This window comes from Blastococcus sp. SYSU D00669, assembly GCF_054050715.1.
Window position 1 is genome coordinate 110,299 of the sequence record NZ_JBJGZV010000005.1, and the last position, 15,631, is coordinate 125,929.

Sequence of the window (15,631 nt, forward strand, 5' to 3'; positions counted from 1 at the left end):
CAACGCCCTGTGCCCGGTGATCGGTTCCGCGAACCGGCGTTCACCCGACCTGTCGAAAGGCGCGGCGGTACTCGGCCGGGCCGACCCCCCGCCCGGCGGCGAAGTGGTGGCGCAGCGTGTCGCCGCTGCCGAAGCCCACGCGGCCGGCGACCGCGTCCACCGGCAGGTCGGTGGTCTCCAGCAGCTGCTCGGCCAGCCGCAGCCGCCGGTGCAGCAGGTGCCGGTGCGGGGTCGTGCCGGTGACCGCGCGGAAGCGGCGGGCGAAGGTGCGCGGTGACATCAGCGCCCGCGCCGCGAGCGCCTCGACGGTCAGCGGCTCGGCGACGTGCGCGTCGATCCAGTCGAGCAGCCCGGCGAGCTCGCCGTCGTCCTCGGGCTCGGGGACCGGGGCCTGCACGAACTGCGCCTGCCCGCCGGCCCGGTGCGCGGGCACCACCATCCGCCGGGCCAGCGCGTTCGCGACCGCGGCGCCGTGCTCCTGGCGGACGAGGTGCAGGCAGGCGTCGATGCCGGCGGCCGCACCCGCGCTGCTGAGCACCGGGCCGTCCTCGACGTAGAGCACGTCCGCGTCGACCCGCACCGCCGGGTGCGCGCGGCGCAGCGCGTCGGCGAACTGCCAGTGGGTGGCGGCGCGGCGGCCGTCGAGCAGCCCGGCGGCGGCCAGGAGGAACGCGCCGCTGCAGATGGACAGCAGCCGGGCACCGCGCTCGGCCGCCGCGCGCAGCGCGTCGACCAGCTCGGGCGCCGGCGGGGCGGTCAGCTGCGGCCACGCCGGGACGACGACCAGGTCGGCGCCGGCCAGCCGGTCGGGGCCGTGCGGCACGTGCAGCGGGAAGCCCGACGTCGTCGGCACCGGGCCGGGGCGGGCGCCGGCGAGGGCGAAGTCGTAGACCGGCAGGCCGTCGTCGGCACGGTCGAGGCCGAACACCTGGCAGGCGATGCCCAGCTCGAAGGCCGCTGCCCGCTCGCCGACCACGGCCACCACGTCGCGGATCACCCGGCCATGATGGCAGGAAGTTCCGGCATACCGGCATTCCTGCCGGTGTCCGGAGCCGCGGCCGCTCGGCAGGGTGGCGGCATGACCACCTTCCCGATCCCCGGCTCCACCCCCGCCGTGACCGTCGTCCCGGCGCCCGGCCCCGGGCCGCAGCAGTGGGCGGGCGCCGCCGCCGTCGCGCGGGACGCCGACGGCTCGCTCGTCCTCGCCTACCGCGAGCGCTCCGGCGCAGGTGACCGGAACGTGCTCGCCCGCAGCGACGACGGCGTCCGGCTGACGACCGTCGCCGTCCTCGAGCCGGCCCGGATCGGCGCGGCGATGGTGGAGCGCCCCGCGCTGGTCCGCACGCCCGGGGGCCGGTGGCGGATGTGGGTGTCGGCCGCGACGCCCGGCACCAAGCACTGGTCCGTCGCCCTGCTCGAGGCGGCGTCCCCGGAGGAGCTGCCCGGCGCCGCCCCGCGGCCGGCCTTCCCCGGCGACCCGGCGACCGTGGGCGTCAAGGACCCCGTCGTGCGGCTGCGGGACGGCCGCTGGGAGGCCTGGCTGTGCTGCCACCCGCTCGACGTCCCCGGCGCCGAGGACCGCATGACCACCGCGTACGCCACCAGCGCCGACGGTCTGGACTGGACCTGGCGCGGCACGGTGCTGCGGCCGACGCCGGGCAGCTGGGACGCGCGCGGCGCCCGGGTGACCGCGGTCCTCGACGACGGCCGGGTCGCCTACGACGGCCGCCCGACCGCCGAGGCGAACTGGTTCGAGCAGACCGGCCTCGCCGTCCCGGCGCCCGAGGGGCTGCGGCCGGTCGGCACCGCCCCCGCGTACGACGCCCGCTACCTGACCGTGCTGCCGCTGCCCGGCGGGGGCACGCGGGTCTGGTACGAGTTCCGGCTCCCCGACGAGTCGCACGAGCTGCGCACGGAGCGCCTGCCGCGCTGACCGCCGCCCTCCCGCCCAGCCGCCCGAAGTACCGTCCGGGAACCGCACAGCCGCTCCCGCGCGTGAGGGGGGCGACCGACAGCGAGGAGGGCGCCGTGGTGGAAGAGGAGCTTCCCCCCACCGAGGAGGTCGCCCTCATCGGCACCCGGCGGGTCCACCCGCTGGAGGCCGGCGACCCGGCGGCGATCGGCCCGTACACCGTGCTGTGCCGGCTGCCGCGCGGCGGGCAGGGCGCCGACGTCTTCGTCGCGCGCACCGACGAGGGCGGCGCGCTGGTCGTCGTGAAGTGCCTGCCGGCCAGTGCCGGCGAGCTGACCCGGCGCCGGTTCGCCCGCGAGGTCGAGAACGCCGCCCGGATCAGGAGCCCGCGGGTGGCCCGCATCGTCGGCCAGGACCTCGAGGCGGCCAGCCCCTACTACGTGCAGGAGTACGTCAGCGGCATCCCGCTCGACGAGTTCCTGGCCCAGCGCGAGCGCGGCGGGCTCAACGCCGAGGAGCTGCGCCGGATCGCGATCGGCCTGCTGCGCGCGCTGCGCGACGCGCACGCGGCCAAGGTCGTCCACCGCGACGTGAAGCCCGGCAACATCATCATCAGCGAGCGCGGTGTGCACCTGGTCGACTTCGGCATCAGCCGCTACCTCGGCGGCGAGCGGCCCGACGGCACGGTGACGACGGCGATGGCCGGCTTCGGCTCGAAGCTGTTCGCCAGCCCCGAGCAGCTCCAGGGCCAGCCGCTGACCGAGGCCAGCGACGTCTACAGCTGGGCGATGGTCATCGCCTACGCCGCCGGCGGCCGGCACCCGGTCGACCCGGACGACGAGCTCTCCCCCGCCGACTACTGGCTGGAGCTCAAGGCCGGCCGGATCGACCTGTCCGCCGTCCCGTCGAACCTGCTCGACAGCGTCACGCACGCGCTGCGGTTCGCCCCCGAGCGGCGCCCGACGCTGGCCGAGCTGGCCCGCGACGTGGAGTCGAGCACCCGCTGGCTGAACCAGACCTCGCAGATCCCGTCGCCGCAGAGCGGGTTCGGCGACTTCCGCTCGCTCGCCTCGGTGCTCGACGTCGCCCGCTACCACCTCTCCCGGCTGGAGCGGGCGATCGCCGACACCACGAGCGGCTTCGCGATCGCCGTCGCCGTCGTCCTGGTGCTCGGCGCCGTCACCGGGCTGGTGCTCGCCGGCCTGTACCACGTGGTGTTCTGAGGAGGAGGTCTCGTGTCCGGCATGTACCAGCGGGCCCTGGCCCAGCAGGCGCTGGAGGCGCGGCGCCACCGCTACCTGCAGCGCCAGCGCGTGCTGCTGCTGGTGTTCGCGCTGAGCGCGCTCGCGATCTTCCTGCTGACGGTGCGCTGACGTGCCGAAGACCTTCGTCTGCCCCCGCTGCCTGGAGCGGTTCACCGAGCCGATGTGGATGAACTCGGCCGGCCAGCGGGTGGCCCCGCCGCCGCCCACGCGGACCCGCTGGTCGCGGTTCACCGAGGCGTTCAAGGCCCCCGAGCCGAACGGGCCGGGGCCCTCGCCGGAGTTCCGCGCGGCGATGGGCGACGCCCGCCGGCTCACCGCCGTCTGCCCGCGCGGGCACCGGCTGCCGCCGGACTACCTGGAGCGGCCGACCGTCGTCGTCGGGCTGGTCGGGCTCACCGGCGCGTCGAAGTCGACCTACCTCACCGTGCTGCTCGACCAGCTCTACGCCGGGGCGCTGGCGCCGCTGGACATCTCCGTGGAGATGGACGAGGAGAGCGCCGACCGGTTCGAGCTGAACTACCGCCAGCCGCTGCTGGTCGACCACCGGCAGCTGCCGCTCACCCCGCTGCTGCTGGAGGAGGGCCAGTCGCCCGAGCCGCTGACGGTGGTGTTCCGGCGGTCGACCCGCGGCGAGGCGGAGCGGTCGCTCAACGTCGTCTTCTTCGACGCCTCCGGCGAGCAGCTCTACCGCAAGGAGGACCTCGGCCGGTTCGGGAAGTTCCTCTACGTCGCCAGCTCGATCGTCGTCGTCCTGTCGCCGGGCATGTTCCCCGGGCTGGCGTCGGCGGCCGACCCGGGCGAGTCCTCGATCGGGCTGGCCCGCCCGACGCAGATGCTGGTCAACCTGGCCGACCTGCTGCGCTCGGCGCGCGGGCTGAAGAAGGACGCCTACCTCTCCGACGTCTCGGCCTCGGTGATCCTCAGCAAGGCCGACAAGCTGCTCGGCCGGCCCGACTTCCCCGCCGACGCGCTGCGCGACCCGGAGCTCTCCCCCGCCGGGCTGCCGCGGCTGTTCGAGGAGGTGCGGGTCAACTCCGGCCGGCTGGTCGACTTCCTCGAGACCAACGGCGGGTCCAACCTGCTGACGGCTCTGCTCGGCCGGCTGCCCGACCCGACGGTGCACGCCGTCTCGGCCACCGGCTCCGAGCCCACCGGCGGGCGGTACCCGACGATCGCGCCGCGCGGGGTGCTCGACCCGCTGCTGGTGCTGCTCGCCCGCCACCGGTTCATCCCGCGGGAGGGGCTGGAGCTGGAGTCCGCGCTGGCCGAATGGCCGCGCGCATGACCGCCTGCCCGCAGCTCGTCTACACCTCCGCCAGCCGCACCCTCGAGGGGCCCGGCTTCGGGGTGTTCGCGATGTCGCGGGACTGGCCGGCCGCGCTGGGCACGTCGCGCTCGTCGCTCGGGGCGCTGATCCGCCCGCCCGGGGACGGCGAGGCGTTCGGGCTGCTGTCGGCCTCCGGCGGGCGGCTGGCCTACTCCAAGGCGCCGGCGGTGTCCGACGACTTCGGGCGGGCCGGCAACTACGTCGTCCAGCTGCTGTGGGACGCCGGGTCGTCGCTGGGCCCGCGCGACGTGCTGGCGCTGCACCGCTCCGGCGGCTTCCTCTCCTCGGTCGCCGGGGCGGAGCCGTCGCGCGACGCCCCGCCGGTCGCCGTCCCGCGCGCCCGCCGCCTCACGCCGGTGCTGGCGCTGCACGAGGTCGAGGCGCTGGTGCCGGCGGTGGGCGTGGTGCTCGCGGCGCTGGCGGCCGGCGTCGGCCAGGTGGGCCTGCCGGCGGCGTCGGTGGTGTTCGACGTGCTGCCGCGGGCGCTGGCCGACGGCGTCTCGCTGCACGTCGGGACGGCGGAGACGATGGGCGACGCCGGCGCCGTCCAGGTGCTGGTCGGGGCGTACCGGCAGCCGCCGGTCGACGCCGCGAACGCCGCCCGCGCGCGGGCGCTGCTGGAGGCCGCCGCGAAGGGCGACCTGTGCCCCGACGACGTGGCGCGGGTCGACGAGCTCGACGCCTGGCTGTTCGCCGACGAGTGGCGCGAGCTCGACCCGGCCACGCTCACCGACGCCCAGCTGGTCGCCGTCCTGGCCTCGCCGGCCGCCGGGGCGTGGCTGCAGTCGCCGCGGGCGGCGTCGGTGGTCACCGTGGCCGCGGCGGGGTCGCCCGCCGTCGAGGCCGCGCTGCGGGCGGCGCTGGCGCGCGATCCCGCGGCGCGGTCGGGCGTGCGCGCGGCCGAGACCGGCGCGGCGCTCCGCGCGGTGTTCGAGGGCAGCCCCGGGCGGACGACGGACTTCGCCGGGCTGACCCAGGGCGACCTGTGCGCCGGGTTCGTCCGCGAGCTGGGCCGCGGGCGGCGGGTGCCGCGGATCAGCGCCGAGGCCGGGCTGCTGGTCGAGCAGGCGCTGGGGCTGGGCCACGACGTCCCCCTGATCGGGCTCACCGACGACGCCGAGGGGCTGGCCGGGCTGGTGGCGCGGCGGCCGGTGGTGCGGGAGGCGCTGCTGCGGGAGTGGTCGCTGACCGCCTGGAGCCCCGCGCACGAGGAGCTGCTGGTGCAGCTGCTGCGCTACGACGCCGAGTGGTTCACCACCCTGGCGCCGCTGACGCCGGAGAAGCCGACGCGGGCGGCGCTGCGCGCTGCCGCGCGGGAGATGTCGGCGCGGCAGGTGGAGAAGCTGGCGGTCACCGTCGCCTCCAGCGAGGCGGCCGGGCACGGGCTGGCGCTGCGCTGCGTGCTGTTCCCCTCGGGCCTGCCGCCGGAGGAGATCTCGGCGATCGTGGCCCGCAACTTCGCGCTGCTGGCCCGCGACGACGGCTGGCCCCGCGGGATCGCGGCGCGGACCGCCGGCCGGCTCGGCGACGACCCGCCGCCCGCGACGAGGCGCCGCCGCCGCTGAGGTGGTCCGGGCTCAGGCCTCGCCCATCACCAGGCCCTCGATGGTGTGCTGCTGGACGATCGGCTCCAGCCGGTCCACCACGCGGCCGAGCAGGTGCCGGCGCACGTCCTCGGGGATCGAGTCGAAGTACTCCTGGGTCATCGCCATGTCGTGGAACGCGTCGTGGCCGGCGCCCGGCGCGTCCACGCCGACCACCAGCACCGGCCGCGCCTTCTGCGACTCGTTCTTCGTCCCGCGGTGCACGGTCAGCGCCGAGCGGGCGGAGATGTCCCCGCGCTGCGGGTACTTGCGGACGGCGAGGGACTCGAAGCGGGGGTACTCGCTCTTCGGCGGGAACATCTGGTGGTGCCAGTCGAGGCCGGCCTCGAACTGGGTGCCGAGGGCGATCTCGAACGGCCCCATGTCCTCGGCGGTGTCCACGGCGGTGAGGTTGAACGCCAGCGAGGTCAGCCGCCGGCCCTCGTAGGTCTCCGGCGGCGAGGGGAAGTCGCGGTGCCACGGCTGGTTCATCGCGCCGGCGAAGGGGATGTCGAAGCCCAGCTCGAGCACCTTGTAGTCGGGGCCGAGCGCGGTCTCGCAGACGGTGCGGAACCACGGGTGCGAGACGATGTCGAGGAAGCCGCGCAGCTGCTCGGGGTGGATCTCGACGTAGTAGCGGTTCGGCCCGCGCCCGACGGCGCCGCCCTCGCGGTCGACGGCCTCCTCGAACGCCGCCTCGATGTCCTCCCGCATGCGGTCGGCCCACTCGGTGGAGAACGCGCCCTTGAGCGCGGTGATCCCGTCGGTCATCAGGGCCTGCTCGATCGCCGCGCGGTCGTAGCCGGTCTGAGCTGAGGTGGTGGTCATCGCGAACCCCTTCGTTCGACGCCGCTCCCCCATTTCACAACGTTGTAACGGGCGGCTGTCAAACCGAGCAGCGACCGGCGGTGCTCTCGCGGACGGCGAGGGTGAACGGCGCGGTCACCTCGCGCGGCCGCTCCGCCCGCCCCTCGCCCAGCCGGGACGCCAGGAAGTCGACCGCGAGCTCGGCGATCTGCGCCTTGTCCGGGCTGATCGTCGTCAGCGTCGGCGTGCTGTACCGGCTGTCCTCCACGTCGTCCCAGCCGACGACGGCGACGTCCTCCGGCACCCGCAGGCCGAGCTCGTGCAGCGCGCGCAGGGCACCGAGGGCGAGCAGGTCGTTGAAGCAGAACACCGCGTCCGGCGGCTCGGGCAGGGTCATCAGGCGGCGCACCGCCTCGGCGCCGTCGGCCCGGTGGTAGGCGTCCACCCGGACCACCAGCTCCGGCGGCGCGGGCAGCCCGTTCGCGGCCAGGGCCTCCTGGTAGCCGCGCAGCCGCAGGTGCGCGGTCTGCGACTGCGGCTGCGGCTGGTCACCGATCGCGGCGATCCGCCGCCGCCCCAGCCCGACGAGGTGCCCGGTGGCCACCCGCGCGGCCGCGACGTTGTCGATCGAGACGTGGTCGGCCGGCCCGTCGTACACGCGCTCACCCAGCAGGACGAGCGGGACGGTGTCGCGGCGCCGGCCCAGCTCCTCCGCGCCCAGGGCGATGGGGCTGAAGATGAGCCCGTCGATGAGCCGCCCCCGGATGCCGTCGAGCACGAGCTGCTCGCGGTCGACCAGCCCGTCGGTCTGGTCGATCAGCACCGTCCAGCCCTTCTCCTCGGCGCACTTGATCACCGAGCGCGCCAGCTCGGCGAAGTAGGGGGCGTCGATCTCGGGCAGGGCGAGCGCGATGACGTCGGAGCGGCCCTGCCGCAGGTTGCGGGCCGCCAGGTTGGGGCGGTAGTTCAGCTCGTCGATCGCCCGCTGCACCCGCGCACGGGTCTCGTCGGTCACGTGCACGTAGCCGTTGACCACGTTGGAGACGGTCTTGACCGACACGCCGGCCCGGGCCGCGACGTGCTTGAGGCTCACGCGCGAGTGGTCCCCGTTCATCGGCGGAAGGGTAGCGACCAACCGAACCGCGCGGCTCCTTTCGCGTCAGGTCACCACTCGGTAACGGTGCTGTGGCGGGCGCCACACTGCCCGTGTACAACGATGCAAAACCACGCCGACCCCGAGACCACCGCCGCTCTCTCCCCCCGGACGGTTCGCACCAGATGACCTCCCCGACGGCCCGATCCACGGACGACGGAGCCTCCCTCGTCCTCGACCCCCGGTTCGTCCTCGCCGACGTCGACCGCCGCCTCTTCGGCTCCTTCGTGGAGCACATGGGCCGCTGCGTCTACACCGGCATCTACGAGCCGGAACACCCCACCGCCGACGAGTCCGGCTTCCGCGGCGACGTCCTCGAGCTCGTCCGCGAGCTCGGTCCCACGGTGGTCCGGTACCCGGGCGGCAACTTCGTCTCCAGCTACCGGTGGGAGGACGGCGTCGGCCCGGTGGAGGACCGGCCCACGCGCCTCGACCTGGCCTGGCGGTCGATCGAGCCGAACAGCGTCGGCCTCAACGAGTTCGTGCACTGGGCCCGCACCGCCGGCGTGGAGCCGATGATGGCGGTCAACCTGGGCACCCGCGGCGTGGCCGAGGCCTGCGACCTGCTCGAGTACACCAACCACCCGGGCGGGACGGCGCTGTCGGACCTGCGGCGCTCGCACGGGGTCAAGGACCCGCACGACGTCAAGCTGTGGTGCCTGGGCAACGAGCTCGACGGGCCCTGGCAGATCGGGCAGAAGACCGCGCACGAGTACGGCCGGGTGGCCGCCGAGGCGGGCAAGGCGATGCGGCTGGTCGATCCGTCGATCGAGCTGGTCGCCGTCGGCAGCTCCAACAGCGGGATGCCGACGTTCGCCTCCTGGGAGGCGACGGTGCTCGAGCACACCTACGGAGTCGTCGACTACATCTCGCTGCACGCGTACTACGAGCAGCACGGGGACGACGTCGCGAGCTTCCTGGCGACCGCCACCGACATGGACATGTTCATCGACGCGGTCATCGCCACCGCCGACCACGTCGGGGCGCGGCTGCGCTCGCCCAAGAAGCTGCGGCTGGCCTTCGACGAGTGGAACGTCTGGTACCAGGAGCGCTTCGTCGGGCAGACCAACCTCGACTGGCAGTACGCGCGGCCGCTGATCGAGGACAACTACTCGGTGGTCGACGCCGTCGTCGTCGGCAGCTACCTCATCTCGCTGCTCAACCACGCCGACCGGGTGGCCATCGCCTGCCAGGCGCAGCTGGTCAACATCATCGCGCCGATCCTCACCGAGCCCGGCGGCCGCGCGTGGCGGCAGACGATCTTCCACCCGTTCGCGCAGGCGGCGCGGCTGGCCCGCGGGCGGGTGCTGCGCCTGCTCGTGGACACCCCCCTGCACCCGACCGAGCGGTTCGGCGAGGTGCCCACGCTGCACGCGACGGCCACGTTCGACGACGACACCGGCGACCTCTGCCTGTTCGCGGTCAACCGCAGCACCACCGAGACGCTGCCGCTGACCGCCGACGTCCGCGGCTTCGGCGCCCTGCAGGTGGCCGAGCACTCCGTGCTGGCCGACGACGACCTCACCGCCCGCAACACCGCCGACGACCCCGACCGGGTCGCCCCCCGGACCGGCGCGGGCGCCCGGCTCGAGGACGGCCGGCTGACCGTCGGCCTCCCGCCGGCCTCCTGGAACGTCCTGCGACTGACCCCCACCACTTCCTGAACAGCACCGACCCATCCCACCGAGCGGTTCTCGACGACGAGGAGCGAACAGATGAGACGAACGACCCGGACCGCGGTGCTCGCCGCGGGATTCGCCGGCGCCCTGGTGGTGTCCGGCTGCGGCGGCGGCCAGGGGCCCGGAGGGGGTGGGGCGGCAGCGGACGGTCTCGGCGACTTCACCGAGACCTACGACGGCGAGCAGGTGACGCTGTCGTACTGGAACGGCTTCACCGGCGGTGACGGGCCGTTCATGGAGGACCTCGTCCAGCAGTTCAACGAGGAGCACGAGAACATCGTCGTCGAGTCCAACACCATCCAGTGGGCCGACTTCTACCAGCGGGTGCCCGCCGCCGTGCAGGCCGGCCAGGGCCCCGACATCGGCGTCATGCACCTCGACCAGCTGGCCACCTTCGCCGCGCGCGACATCATCGTGCCCCTGGACGACCTCGCCGAGGGCATCGGCCTGTCGGCCGACGACTTCACCGAGCAGATCTGGGACGCCGGCATGTACGAGGACCAGCGCTACGGCATCCCGCTCGACGTGCACTCGCTGGCCATGTACTACAACACCGAGCACTTCGCGGCGGCCGGCATCACCGAGCCGCCCACCGACGCGGCGTCCTTCCAGGCCGCGCTCGACCAGCTCAGGGCGGCCGGCTACGCCCAGCCGTTCTGGGTGCCCACGCTGTGGCCGGCGCACCTGATGTACCTGAGCCTCACGTGGCAGAACGGCGGGACGCCCTACAGCGAGGACGGCACCGCGGCCGAGTACGACTCCGACGCCGGCGTCGAGGCGCTGACCTGGATGCGGTCGCTGGTCGAGGCCGGCTACAGCCCGAGCAACGTCGCGATCGACGCGCAGTACACGGCGTTCAAGAACGGCGAGACGTCGATCACCTGGGACGGCATCTGGCAGATCAACGACCTCGAGGCGTCCGGCACCCCCTACGGCATCGCGCCGGTGCCGACCATCGGCGAGGAGCAGGCCGTCTGGGCGAACTCGCACCACTTCTTCGCCAGCCGGCAGGCCGCCGAGGACGAGAACAAGGCGCAGGCCGCCCAGGTGTTCATCACCTGGATGAGCGAGCACTCCGCGGAGTGGGCGGGCTCCGGGATGATCCCGGCCCGCGAGTCCGAGCGCGACGGTGCGGCCGACCTGCCGCAGGCCGTGATCGCCGAGCAGATCGAGACCATGCGGTTCCTGCCGGCGGTCCCGGGTGTCGGCGGCGTGCAGACCGAGGCGCTGGAGCCGGCCGTGGCCGAGGGCGTCCTCGGCGAGGCACCGGTCGAGGAGGCCCTCGGCGACGCGGCGAGCCAGGCCACCGAGCTGATGGAACGCAACGCAGAGCAGTTCGGGGACTGACCATGGCCTCCACCGTCACGGCGCCCCGCAGCGACAGCGTGTCCGACGCCCGCCGCGGCGGGGCGCCGCGGCGGCGGGGCGGCATCAACAGCGTCGGCGCCGCACCCTGGCTCTTCCTCGCGCCCTACCTGGTCCTGTTCCTGACGTTCGTCGTCGTCCCGATCGTCTACGGGTTCTGGATCAGCCTGCACCGCTACGACTACACGCTCCCGAACAAGCCGTTCGTGGGGTTCGAGAACTACGGCGACCTGTTCACGCCCGGATCGGTCACGTTCGAGCCGTTCTGGAGCGCGATGCGCGCCACCGGCATCTTCACCGTGTTCAGCGTGCCGCTGCTGCTGGCGGTGCCGCTGGTCATCGCGCTGGTGATGAACAGGAAGTTCCCCGGCCGGAACCTCTTCCGGGCGGTCTACTTCGCGCCCTACGTGCTGGGCGTCGCCGTCGTCACCGTGCTGTGGCGCTACCTGCTCAGCAACGTCGGCCCGGTCAACTACTACCTCGGGCTGCTGGGCCTGCCCGACGACATCGCCTGGACGACGTCGACGCCGCCGGCCTGGGTGGCGCTGGTCGGGGTCACCGTGTGGTGGACGCTGGGCTTCAACGCCGTCATCTACCTCGCCGGGCTGCAGGACATCCCCAAGGAGCTCTACGAGGCGGCCGAGATGGACGGTGCCGGCCGCTGGCAGCAGTTCCGGCACGTGACCCTGCCGGGGCTGCGGCCGGTGCTCTCGTTCGTCACGATGACCACGATCATCGCCTCGGCGAACATGTTCGGGCAGTCGTACCTGATCACCCGCGGCGCGCCCGGTACCGAGACGCGGACGGCGATCTACCAGATCGCCGAGACCGGCCTGCGCAACTACCAGATGGGCAGCGCGTCGGCGATGAGCTACATCCTCACGCTGTTCCTGGTGCTGCTGTCCATCGCCGTGTTCTGGCTGTTCCGCGAGCGGCAGAAGCCGAAGGGCGCCGCCCCGCTGGCGCTGCGGCAGGGAAGGGGCTGACCCATGGCGTCCTCCGTGCAGACGCCGGAGACCACCGCACCGGTCACCAGGGGCCCGTCCCGGCCACCGGAGCCGGCCGGCCGCAAGGCGCGGCGGGTGCTGCGCTACGCGCTCATGATCGCGCTGGCGCTGCTGTTCATCAGCCCGCTGGTCTTCATGCTGGTCACGTCGTTCAAGACCCGCAGCGCGGCCGCGTCGTGGCCGCCGTCGTGGATCCCCGACCCGTTCAGCACCGACGCCTACAGCACCCTGCTCGGCGCCGGCAGCGAGACGCCGGTGCTGCGCTGGTTCGCCAACAGCATGCTCGCGGCCGCGGCGCACGCGCTGCTGGTGGTGGCCACCTCGGCGCTGGCGGCCTATCCCCTGGCGCGCATGGACTTCCGCGGCAAGAAGCTGGTGTTCGGCGCGGTGGTGGCGACGCTGTTCGTGCCGCCGGTCATCCTGATCATCCCGAACTACCTGATCGTCGGGCAGCTGTACTGGCTGGACACCCTGCTGGCGATCATCGTCCCGACGGCGGCGTCGGCGTTCGGGGTGTTCTTCCTGCGACAGTTCTTCGTCGGCCTGCCCGTGGAGCTGGAGGAGGCCGCCCGGCTCGACGGCGCCAACCGGTGGCAGGTCTTCTGGCGGATCGTGCTGCCGCTGTCCCGGCCGGCGCTGGTGACCCTGGCGATGCTGTCGTTCCTGACCAACTACAACGACTTCCTCTGGCCGGTGTACGTGCTGTTCAGCCCGGAGTCGCAGACGCTGCCGCCGGGGTTGTCGACCCTGCAGACGGCGAACGCGGTCCGCTACGACCTGCTCATGGCCGGCGCGGTGATCGCCAGCGTGCCCGTGCTGGCGCTGTTCGTCGGGGCGCAGCGGTTCATCATCGAGGGCGTCTCGCGGTCCGGGCTGAAGGGGTGACGGTGCGGCGCGAGCACTTCGGCGCGCTGCCCGACGGGCGCGAGGTGGAGCGGTTCGTGCTGCGCGCCGGCGGCACCGAGGTCGCCGTCCTCAGCTACGGCGCGGTGCTGCAGTCGGTGTGCGCGCCGGACGCCGGCGGCACGGTCGCCGACGTCGTCCTCGGCTTCGACGACCTCGCCGGCTACCTGGCCGACGGCAGCTACCACGGCGCGGTGGCCGGCCGGTACGCCAACCGGATCGCCGGCGCGCGGTTCACCCTCGACGGCGTCGAGCACGTGCTGCCCGCCAACCACGGGGTGGCGTGCCTGCACGGGGGCCCCGAGGGGTTCCACTCGAAGCTGTGGTCGGCCCGGGAGGTCCCCGGTGGGGTGGCGCTGTCGCTGACCAGCCCGGACGGCGACATGGGGTTCCCCGGTGAGCTCACGGCCACCGTCACCTACGTGCTGGACGACGACGGGCTGACGCTGTCCTACGAGGCCACCACCGACCGGCCGACCGTGGTGAACCTGACCAACCACGCCTACTGGAACCTCGGGGGGCGTGGTGGCACGGTCGAGGACCACGTGCTGGAGCTGGCGGCGTCGCGGTTCGTCGCGGTCGACGACGAGCTGATCCCCACCGGCGTCGAGCCGGTCGACGGCACCCCGCTGGACTTCCGCACGCCGCGGCGGGTCGGCGACCGGCTGCGGGAGGCTCACGAGCAGCTGGTCAAGGCGCAGGGGTACGACCACGCGTGGGTGCTCGACGGGGACGGGCTGCGGCTCGCCGCCCGGCTGTCCGACCCGGGCTCCGGGCGGGTGCTGGAGGTGGTCACCGACCAGCCGAGCGTGCAGTTCTACTCGGGCAACTTCCTCGACGGCGGCGCGGTCGGCCGGGGCGGGCGGCTGATCCGGCAGAGCGACGGGCTGTGCCTGGAGACCCAGCACCTGCCGGACTCCCCCAACCGGCCGGAGTTCCCCTCGACGGTGCTGCGCCCCGGCGAGCGGTACGCGACGACCACCGTGTTCCGGTTCGGGACGGCGCCGTGAGGCGGCTGGCCCTGGCGGCCGTCGGACTCCTGCTGCTGACCGGCTGCGGCGGCGGGTCCGACGACGGCGGCGGCTCCGGCTCGGCGGCGTCGCCGTCCTCGGCCGGACCGGAGGTCGACGGCAACCCGGTGCTCGACGACGACTTCCCCGATCCCGACGTCCTCGAGGTGGACGGGACCTACTACGCGTACGCGACCAACACCGCGTCGCTGAACGTGCAGGTGGCGACCTCGACCGACCTCGAGTCGTGGGAGGTGCTGCCCGACGACGCGCTGCCGGCGCTGCCGTCCTGGGTGATCCCGGGCAAGACCTGGGCGCCGGAGGTGAGCCGGTTCGGCGACACCTTCGTCATGTACACGACGACGACCAACTTCGACCCGGCGGTGCAGTGCATCGCGGTGGCGACGGCGACCGCGCCGGAGGGGCCGTTCGAGGTGGTCGGCGACAGCATGCTGGTCTGCCCCGCGGAGCAGGGCGGGGCGATCGACGCCTCCACCTTCGTCGACGACGACGGCACCCCGTACCTGCTGTGGAAGAACGACGGCAACTGCTGCGGCCTGGACACCTGGCTCTACCTGGCGCCGCTGAGCGCCGACGGGCTGACCCTGGCCGGGCCGCCGGTCCAGCTGGTCAAGCAGGACCTGGAGTGGGAGGGCGAGCTGGTCGAGGCGCCGACGCTGGTCGCCCGGGACGGCACCTACGTGCTGCTGTACTCCGCGAACAGCTACGGCGACGAGACCTACGCGATCGGCTACGCGACGGCTGACGCGGTGACCGGCCCGTACACCAAGTCGGAGGAGCCGCTGTTCTCCACCGACGCCAGCGACGGCCGCTACATCGGCCCCGGCGGCCAGGACGTCGTCGCCACCGCCGACGGCGACCGGCTGGTCTTCCACTCCTGGTACGGCGGGATCACCTACCGGGGGATGAACGTGCTCGAGCTCGCCTGGGAGGACGGCGTCCCCTCGGTCGTCGTGGAGCCCGCCGGCTGACCCTGTCGTGCCCCGCACGCACGGAGGCCCCCTAGGGGCGTGTGCCCTGCATCACACTCCACAGCATGCCATCGGCCCCGGTGCGCCCCGGCGACGCAGTCGTCATGAGCATCGCGCCGCGGCGGAGTTCGTGGTTCGAGGGGGGAATGCTGGGGTTGACCACCCTCTTCCTCGCGACCATCGGCGTGTGGCTGGTCGTGGCCGGGCTGTGGTGGACGTTGCTCGTCTCGCTGCCCGTGGTGTGGTTCCCGGGGCGGTGGACGGTCGAGACCTTCCGGCTCGGCAACGTGCGCCTCAGGTTGACCCCGTCGCAGTTCCTGGTCCCCAGCGGGCTGCGTGGGTGGACGGCGATCGACGTGGCCTCGATCGCCGAGGTCTACGTCCGGCACTTCGAGGGCGGCGAGAGCTTCGACACCTGGTACCTGCACATCGCCACGACCGACGGCCGAGCCCGCGACGTCCGGGTCGACAAGCACCAGCGCTACCGGGAACACGCGCCGGCCGGGGACTGGGAGCGGCTGCTCCCGCGTACCGGCCACCACGAGACCGCTGCGGTGCTCGCCGCCCATGTGCTCGCTCTCCAAGGACCCGGCGGCCCGCTGAGCCCGTGACCGCACCGGCTGCTCGA

At 73.7% G+C, this 15,631-nt stretch carries 15 protein-coding genes; 12 read left to right on the forward strand and 3 right to left on the reverse strand.

Features of this window, described 5'->3' with window-relative positions; all coding sequences use genetic code 11:
* Positions 1-40: 40 nt before the first annotated feature.
* On the reverse strand, positions 41-997 hold the full coding sequence (locus tag ACI8AF_RS05975) for a helix-turn-helix domain-containing protein (protein ID WP_456538762.1): 957 nt from the start codon (positions 995-997) through the stop codon (positions 41-43).
* An 81-nt stretch (positions 998-1,078) separates the two neighbouring features.
* Here ACI8AF_RS05975 and ACI8AF_RS05980 point away from each other — a divergent pair, with 81 nt between their 5' ends.
* The 5 genes from ACI8AF_RS05980 (at position 1,079) to ACI8AF_RS06000 (ending at position 6,069) form a co-directional block, all read left to right on the forward strand.
* On the forward strand, positions 1,079-1,933 hold the full coding sequence (locus ACI8AF_RS05980) for a hypothetical protein (protein WP_456538763.1): 855 nt from the start codon (positions 1,079-1,081) through the stop codon (positions 1,931-1,933).
* A 62-nt stretch (positions 1,934-1,995) separates the two neighbouring features.
* Positions 1,996-3,135, forward strand: coding sequence for a serine/threonine-protein kinase (locus tag ACI8AF_RS05985; protein WP_456538764.1), 1,140 nt, complete (start codon positions 1,996-1,998; stop codon positions 3,133-3,135).
* Positions 3,136-3,147: 12 nt separating this feature from the next.
* On the forward strand, positions 3,148-3,285 hold the full coding sequence (locus tag ACI8AF_RS05990; RefSeq protein WP_456538765.1) for a hypothetical protein: 138 nt from the start codon (positions 3,148-3,150) through the stop codon (positions 3,283-3,285).
* Between the two features lies 1 nt (position 3,286).
* Positions 3,287-4,462: a hypothetical protein gene (locus ACI8AF_RS05995; protein WP_456538766.1), complete on the forward strand. Its 1,176-nt coding sequence runs from the start codon at positions 3,287-3,289 to the stop codon at positions 4,460-4,462.
* Positions 4,447-6,069: a hypothetical protein gene (locus ACI8AF_RS06000; protein WP_456538767.1), complete on the forward strand. Its 1,623-nt coding sequence runs from the start codon at positions 4,447-4,449 to the stop codon at positions 6,067-6,069. The genes ACI8AF_RS05995 and ACI8AF_RS06000 overlap by 16 nt, the downstream gene beginning before the upstream one ends.
* 12 nt (positions 6,070-6,081) lie before the next feature.
* On the opposite strand, the gene ACI8AF_RS06005 is transcribed toward ACI8AF_RS06000, so the two are convergent.
* Positions 6,082-6,915 (reverse strand): phytanoyl-CoA dioxygenase family protein, encoded by an 834-nt coding sequence (locus tag ACI8AF_RS06005; protein WP_456538768.1) that lies wholly within the window; start codon positions 6,913-6,915, stop codon positions 6,082-6,084.
* A 58-nt stretch (positions 6,916-6,973) separates the two neighbouring features.
* Positions 6,974-8,008: a LacI family DNA-binding transcriptional regulator gene (locus tag ACI8AF_RS06010; protein WP_456538769.1), complete on the reverse strand. Its 1,035-nt coding sequence runs from the start codon at positions 8,006-8,008 to the stop codon at positions 6,974-6,976.
* Positions 8,009-8,172: 164 nt separating this feature from the next.
* Between ACI8AF_RS06010 and arfA the strand changes: the two genes are divergently transcribed.
* From arfA to ACI8AF_RS06045, 7 genes are all read left to right on the forward strand, one after another.
* Positions 8,173-9,711 carry an arabinosylfuranosidase ArfA gene (arfA, locus tag ACI8AF_RS06015; protein ID WP_456538770.1) on the forward strand — a complete coding sequence of 513 codons (1,539 nt, stop codon included), beginning with the start codon at positions 8,173-8,175 and terminating at the stop codon, positions 9,709-9,711.
* Between the two features lie 51 nt (positions 9,712-9,762).
* A complete protein-coding gene (locus ACI8AF_RS06020) occupies positions 9,763-11,073 on the forward strand; it encodes an ABC transporter substrate-binding protein (RefSeq protein ID WP_456538771.1) in 1,311 nt (436 codons plus the stop codon).
* A gap of 2 nt (positions 11,074-11,075) precedes the next feature.
* The gene (locus tag ACI8AF_RS06025; RefSeq protein WP_456538772.1) at positions 11,076-12,077 is read left to right on the forward strand and encodes a carbohydrate ABC transporter permease; all 1,002 of its coding nucleotides are present in this window, start codon (positions 11,076-11,078) and stop codon (positions 12,075-12,077) included.
* Between the two features lie 3 nt (positions 12,078-12,080).
* Complete coding sequence (locus tag ACI8AF_RS06030) at positions 12,081-12,983, forward strand: carbohydrate ABC transporter permease (RefSeq protein ID WP_456538773.1); 903 nt, start codon at positions 12,081-12,083, stop codon at positions 12,981-12,983.
* The gene (locus tag ACI8AF_RS06035; RefSeq protein WP_456538774.1) at positions 12,980-14,011 is read left to right on the forward strand and encodes an aldose epimerase family protein; all 1,032 of its coding nucleotides are present in this window, start codon (positions 12,980-12,982) and stop codon (positions 14,009-14,011) included. The genes ACI8AF_RS06030 and ACI8AF_RS06035 overlap by 4 nt, the downstream gene beginning before the upstream one ends.
* Positions 14,008-15,003 (forward strand): glycoside hydrolase family 43 protein, encoded by a 996-nt coding sequence (locus ACI8AF_RS06040; protein WP_456538775.1) that lies wholly within the window; start codon positions 14,008-14,010, stop codon positions 15,001-15,003. Before ACI8AF_RS06035 ends, ACI8AF_RS06040 begins: the two co-directional genes overlap by 4 nt.
* A 65-nt stretch (positions 15,004-15,068) precedes the next feature.
* On the forward strand, positions 15,069-15,614 hold the full coding sequence (locus ACI8AF_RS06045) for a hypothetical protein (protein ID WP_456538776.1): 546 nt from the start codon (positions 15,069-15,071) through the stop codon (positions 15,612-15,614).
* Positions 15,615-15,631: the final 17 nt, after the last annotated feature.

What these genes read in the sequence shown, in the direction of transcription:
- ACI8AF_RS06010 (WP_456538769.1), bottom strand. Translation starts at nt 8,008, where the DNA reads ATGAACGGGGACCACTCGCGCGTGAGCCTCAAGCACGTCGCGGCCCGG.
- ACI8AF_RS05980 (WP_456538763.1), top strand. Translation starts at nt 1,079, where the DNA reads ATGACCACCTTCCCGATCCCCGGCTCCACCCCCGCCGTGACCGTCGTC.
- ACI8AF_RS06020 (WP_456538771.1), top strand. Translation starts at nt 9,763, where the DNA reads ATGAGACGAACGACCCGGACCGCGGTGCTCGCCGCGGGATTCGCCGGC.
- ACI8AF_RS06000 (WP_456538767.1), top strand. Translation starts at nt 4,447, where the DNA reads ATGGCCGCGCGCATGACCGCCTGCCCGCAGCTCGTCTACACCTCCGCC.
- arfA (WP_456538770.1), top strand. Translation starts at nt 8,173, where the DNA reads ATGACCTCCCCGACGGCCCGATCCACGGACGACGGAGCCTCCCTCGTC.
- ACI8AF_RS06030 (WP_456538773.1), top strand. Translation starts at nt 12,081, where the DNA reads ATGGCGTCCTCCGTGCAGACGCCGGAGACCACCGCACCGGTCACCAGG.
- ACI8AF_RS06045 (WP_456538776.1), top strand. Translation starts at nt 15,069, where the DNA reads ATGCCATCGGCCCCGGTGCGCCCCGGCGACGCAGTCGTCATGAGCATC.
- ACI8AF_RS06025 (WP_456538772.1), top strand. Translation starts at nt 11,076, where the DNA reads ATGGCCTCCACCGTCACGGCGCCCCGCAGCGACAGCGTGTCCGACGCC.
- ACI8AF_RS06005 (WP_456538768.1), bottom strand. Translation starts at nt 6,915, where the DNA reads ATGACCACCACCTCAGCTCAGACCGGCTACGACCGCGCGGCGATCGAG.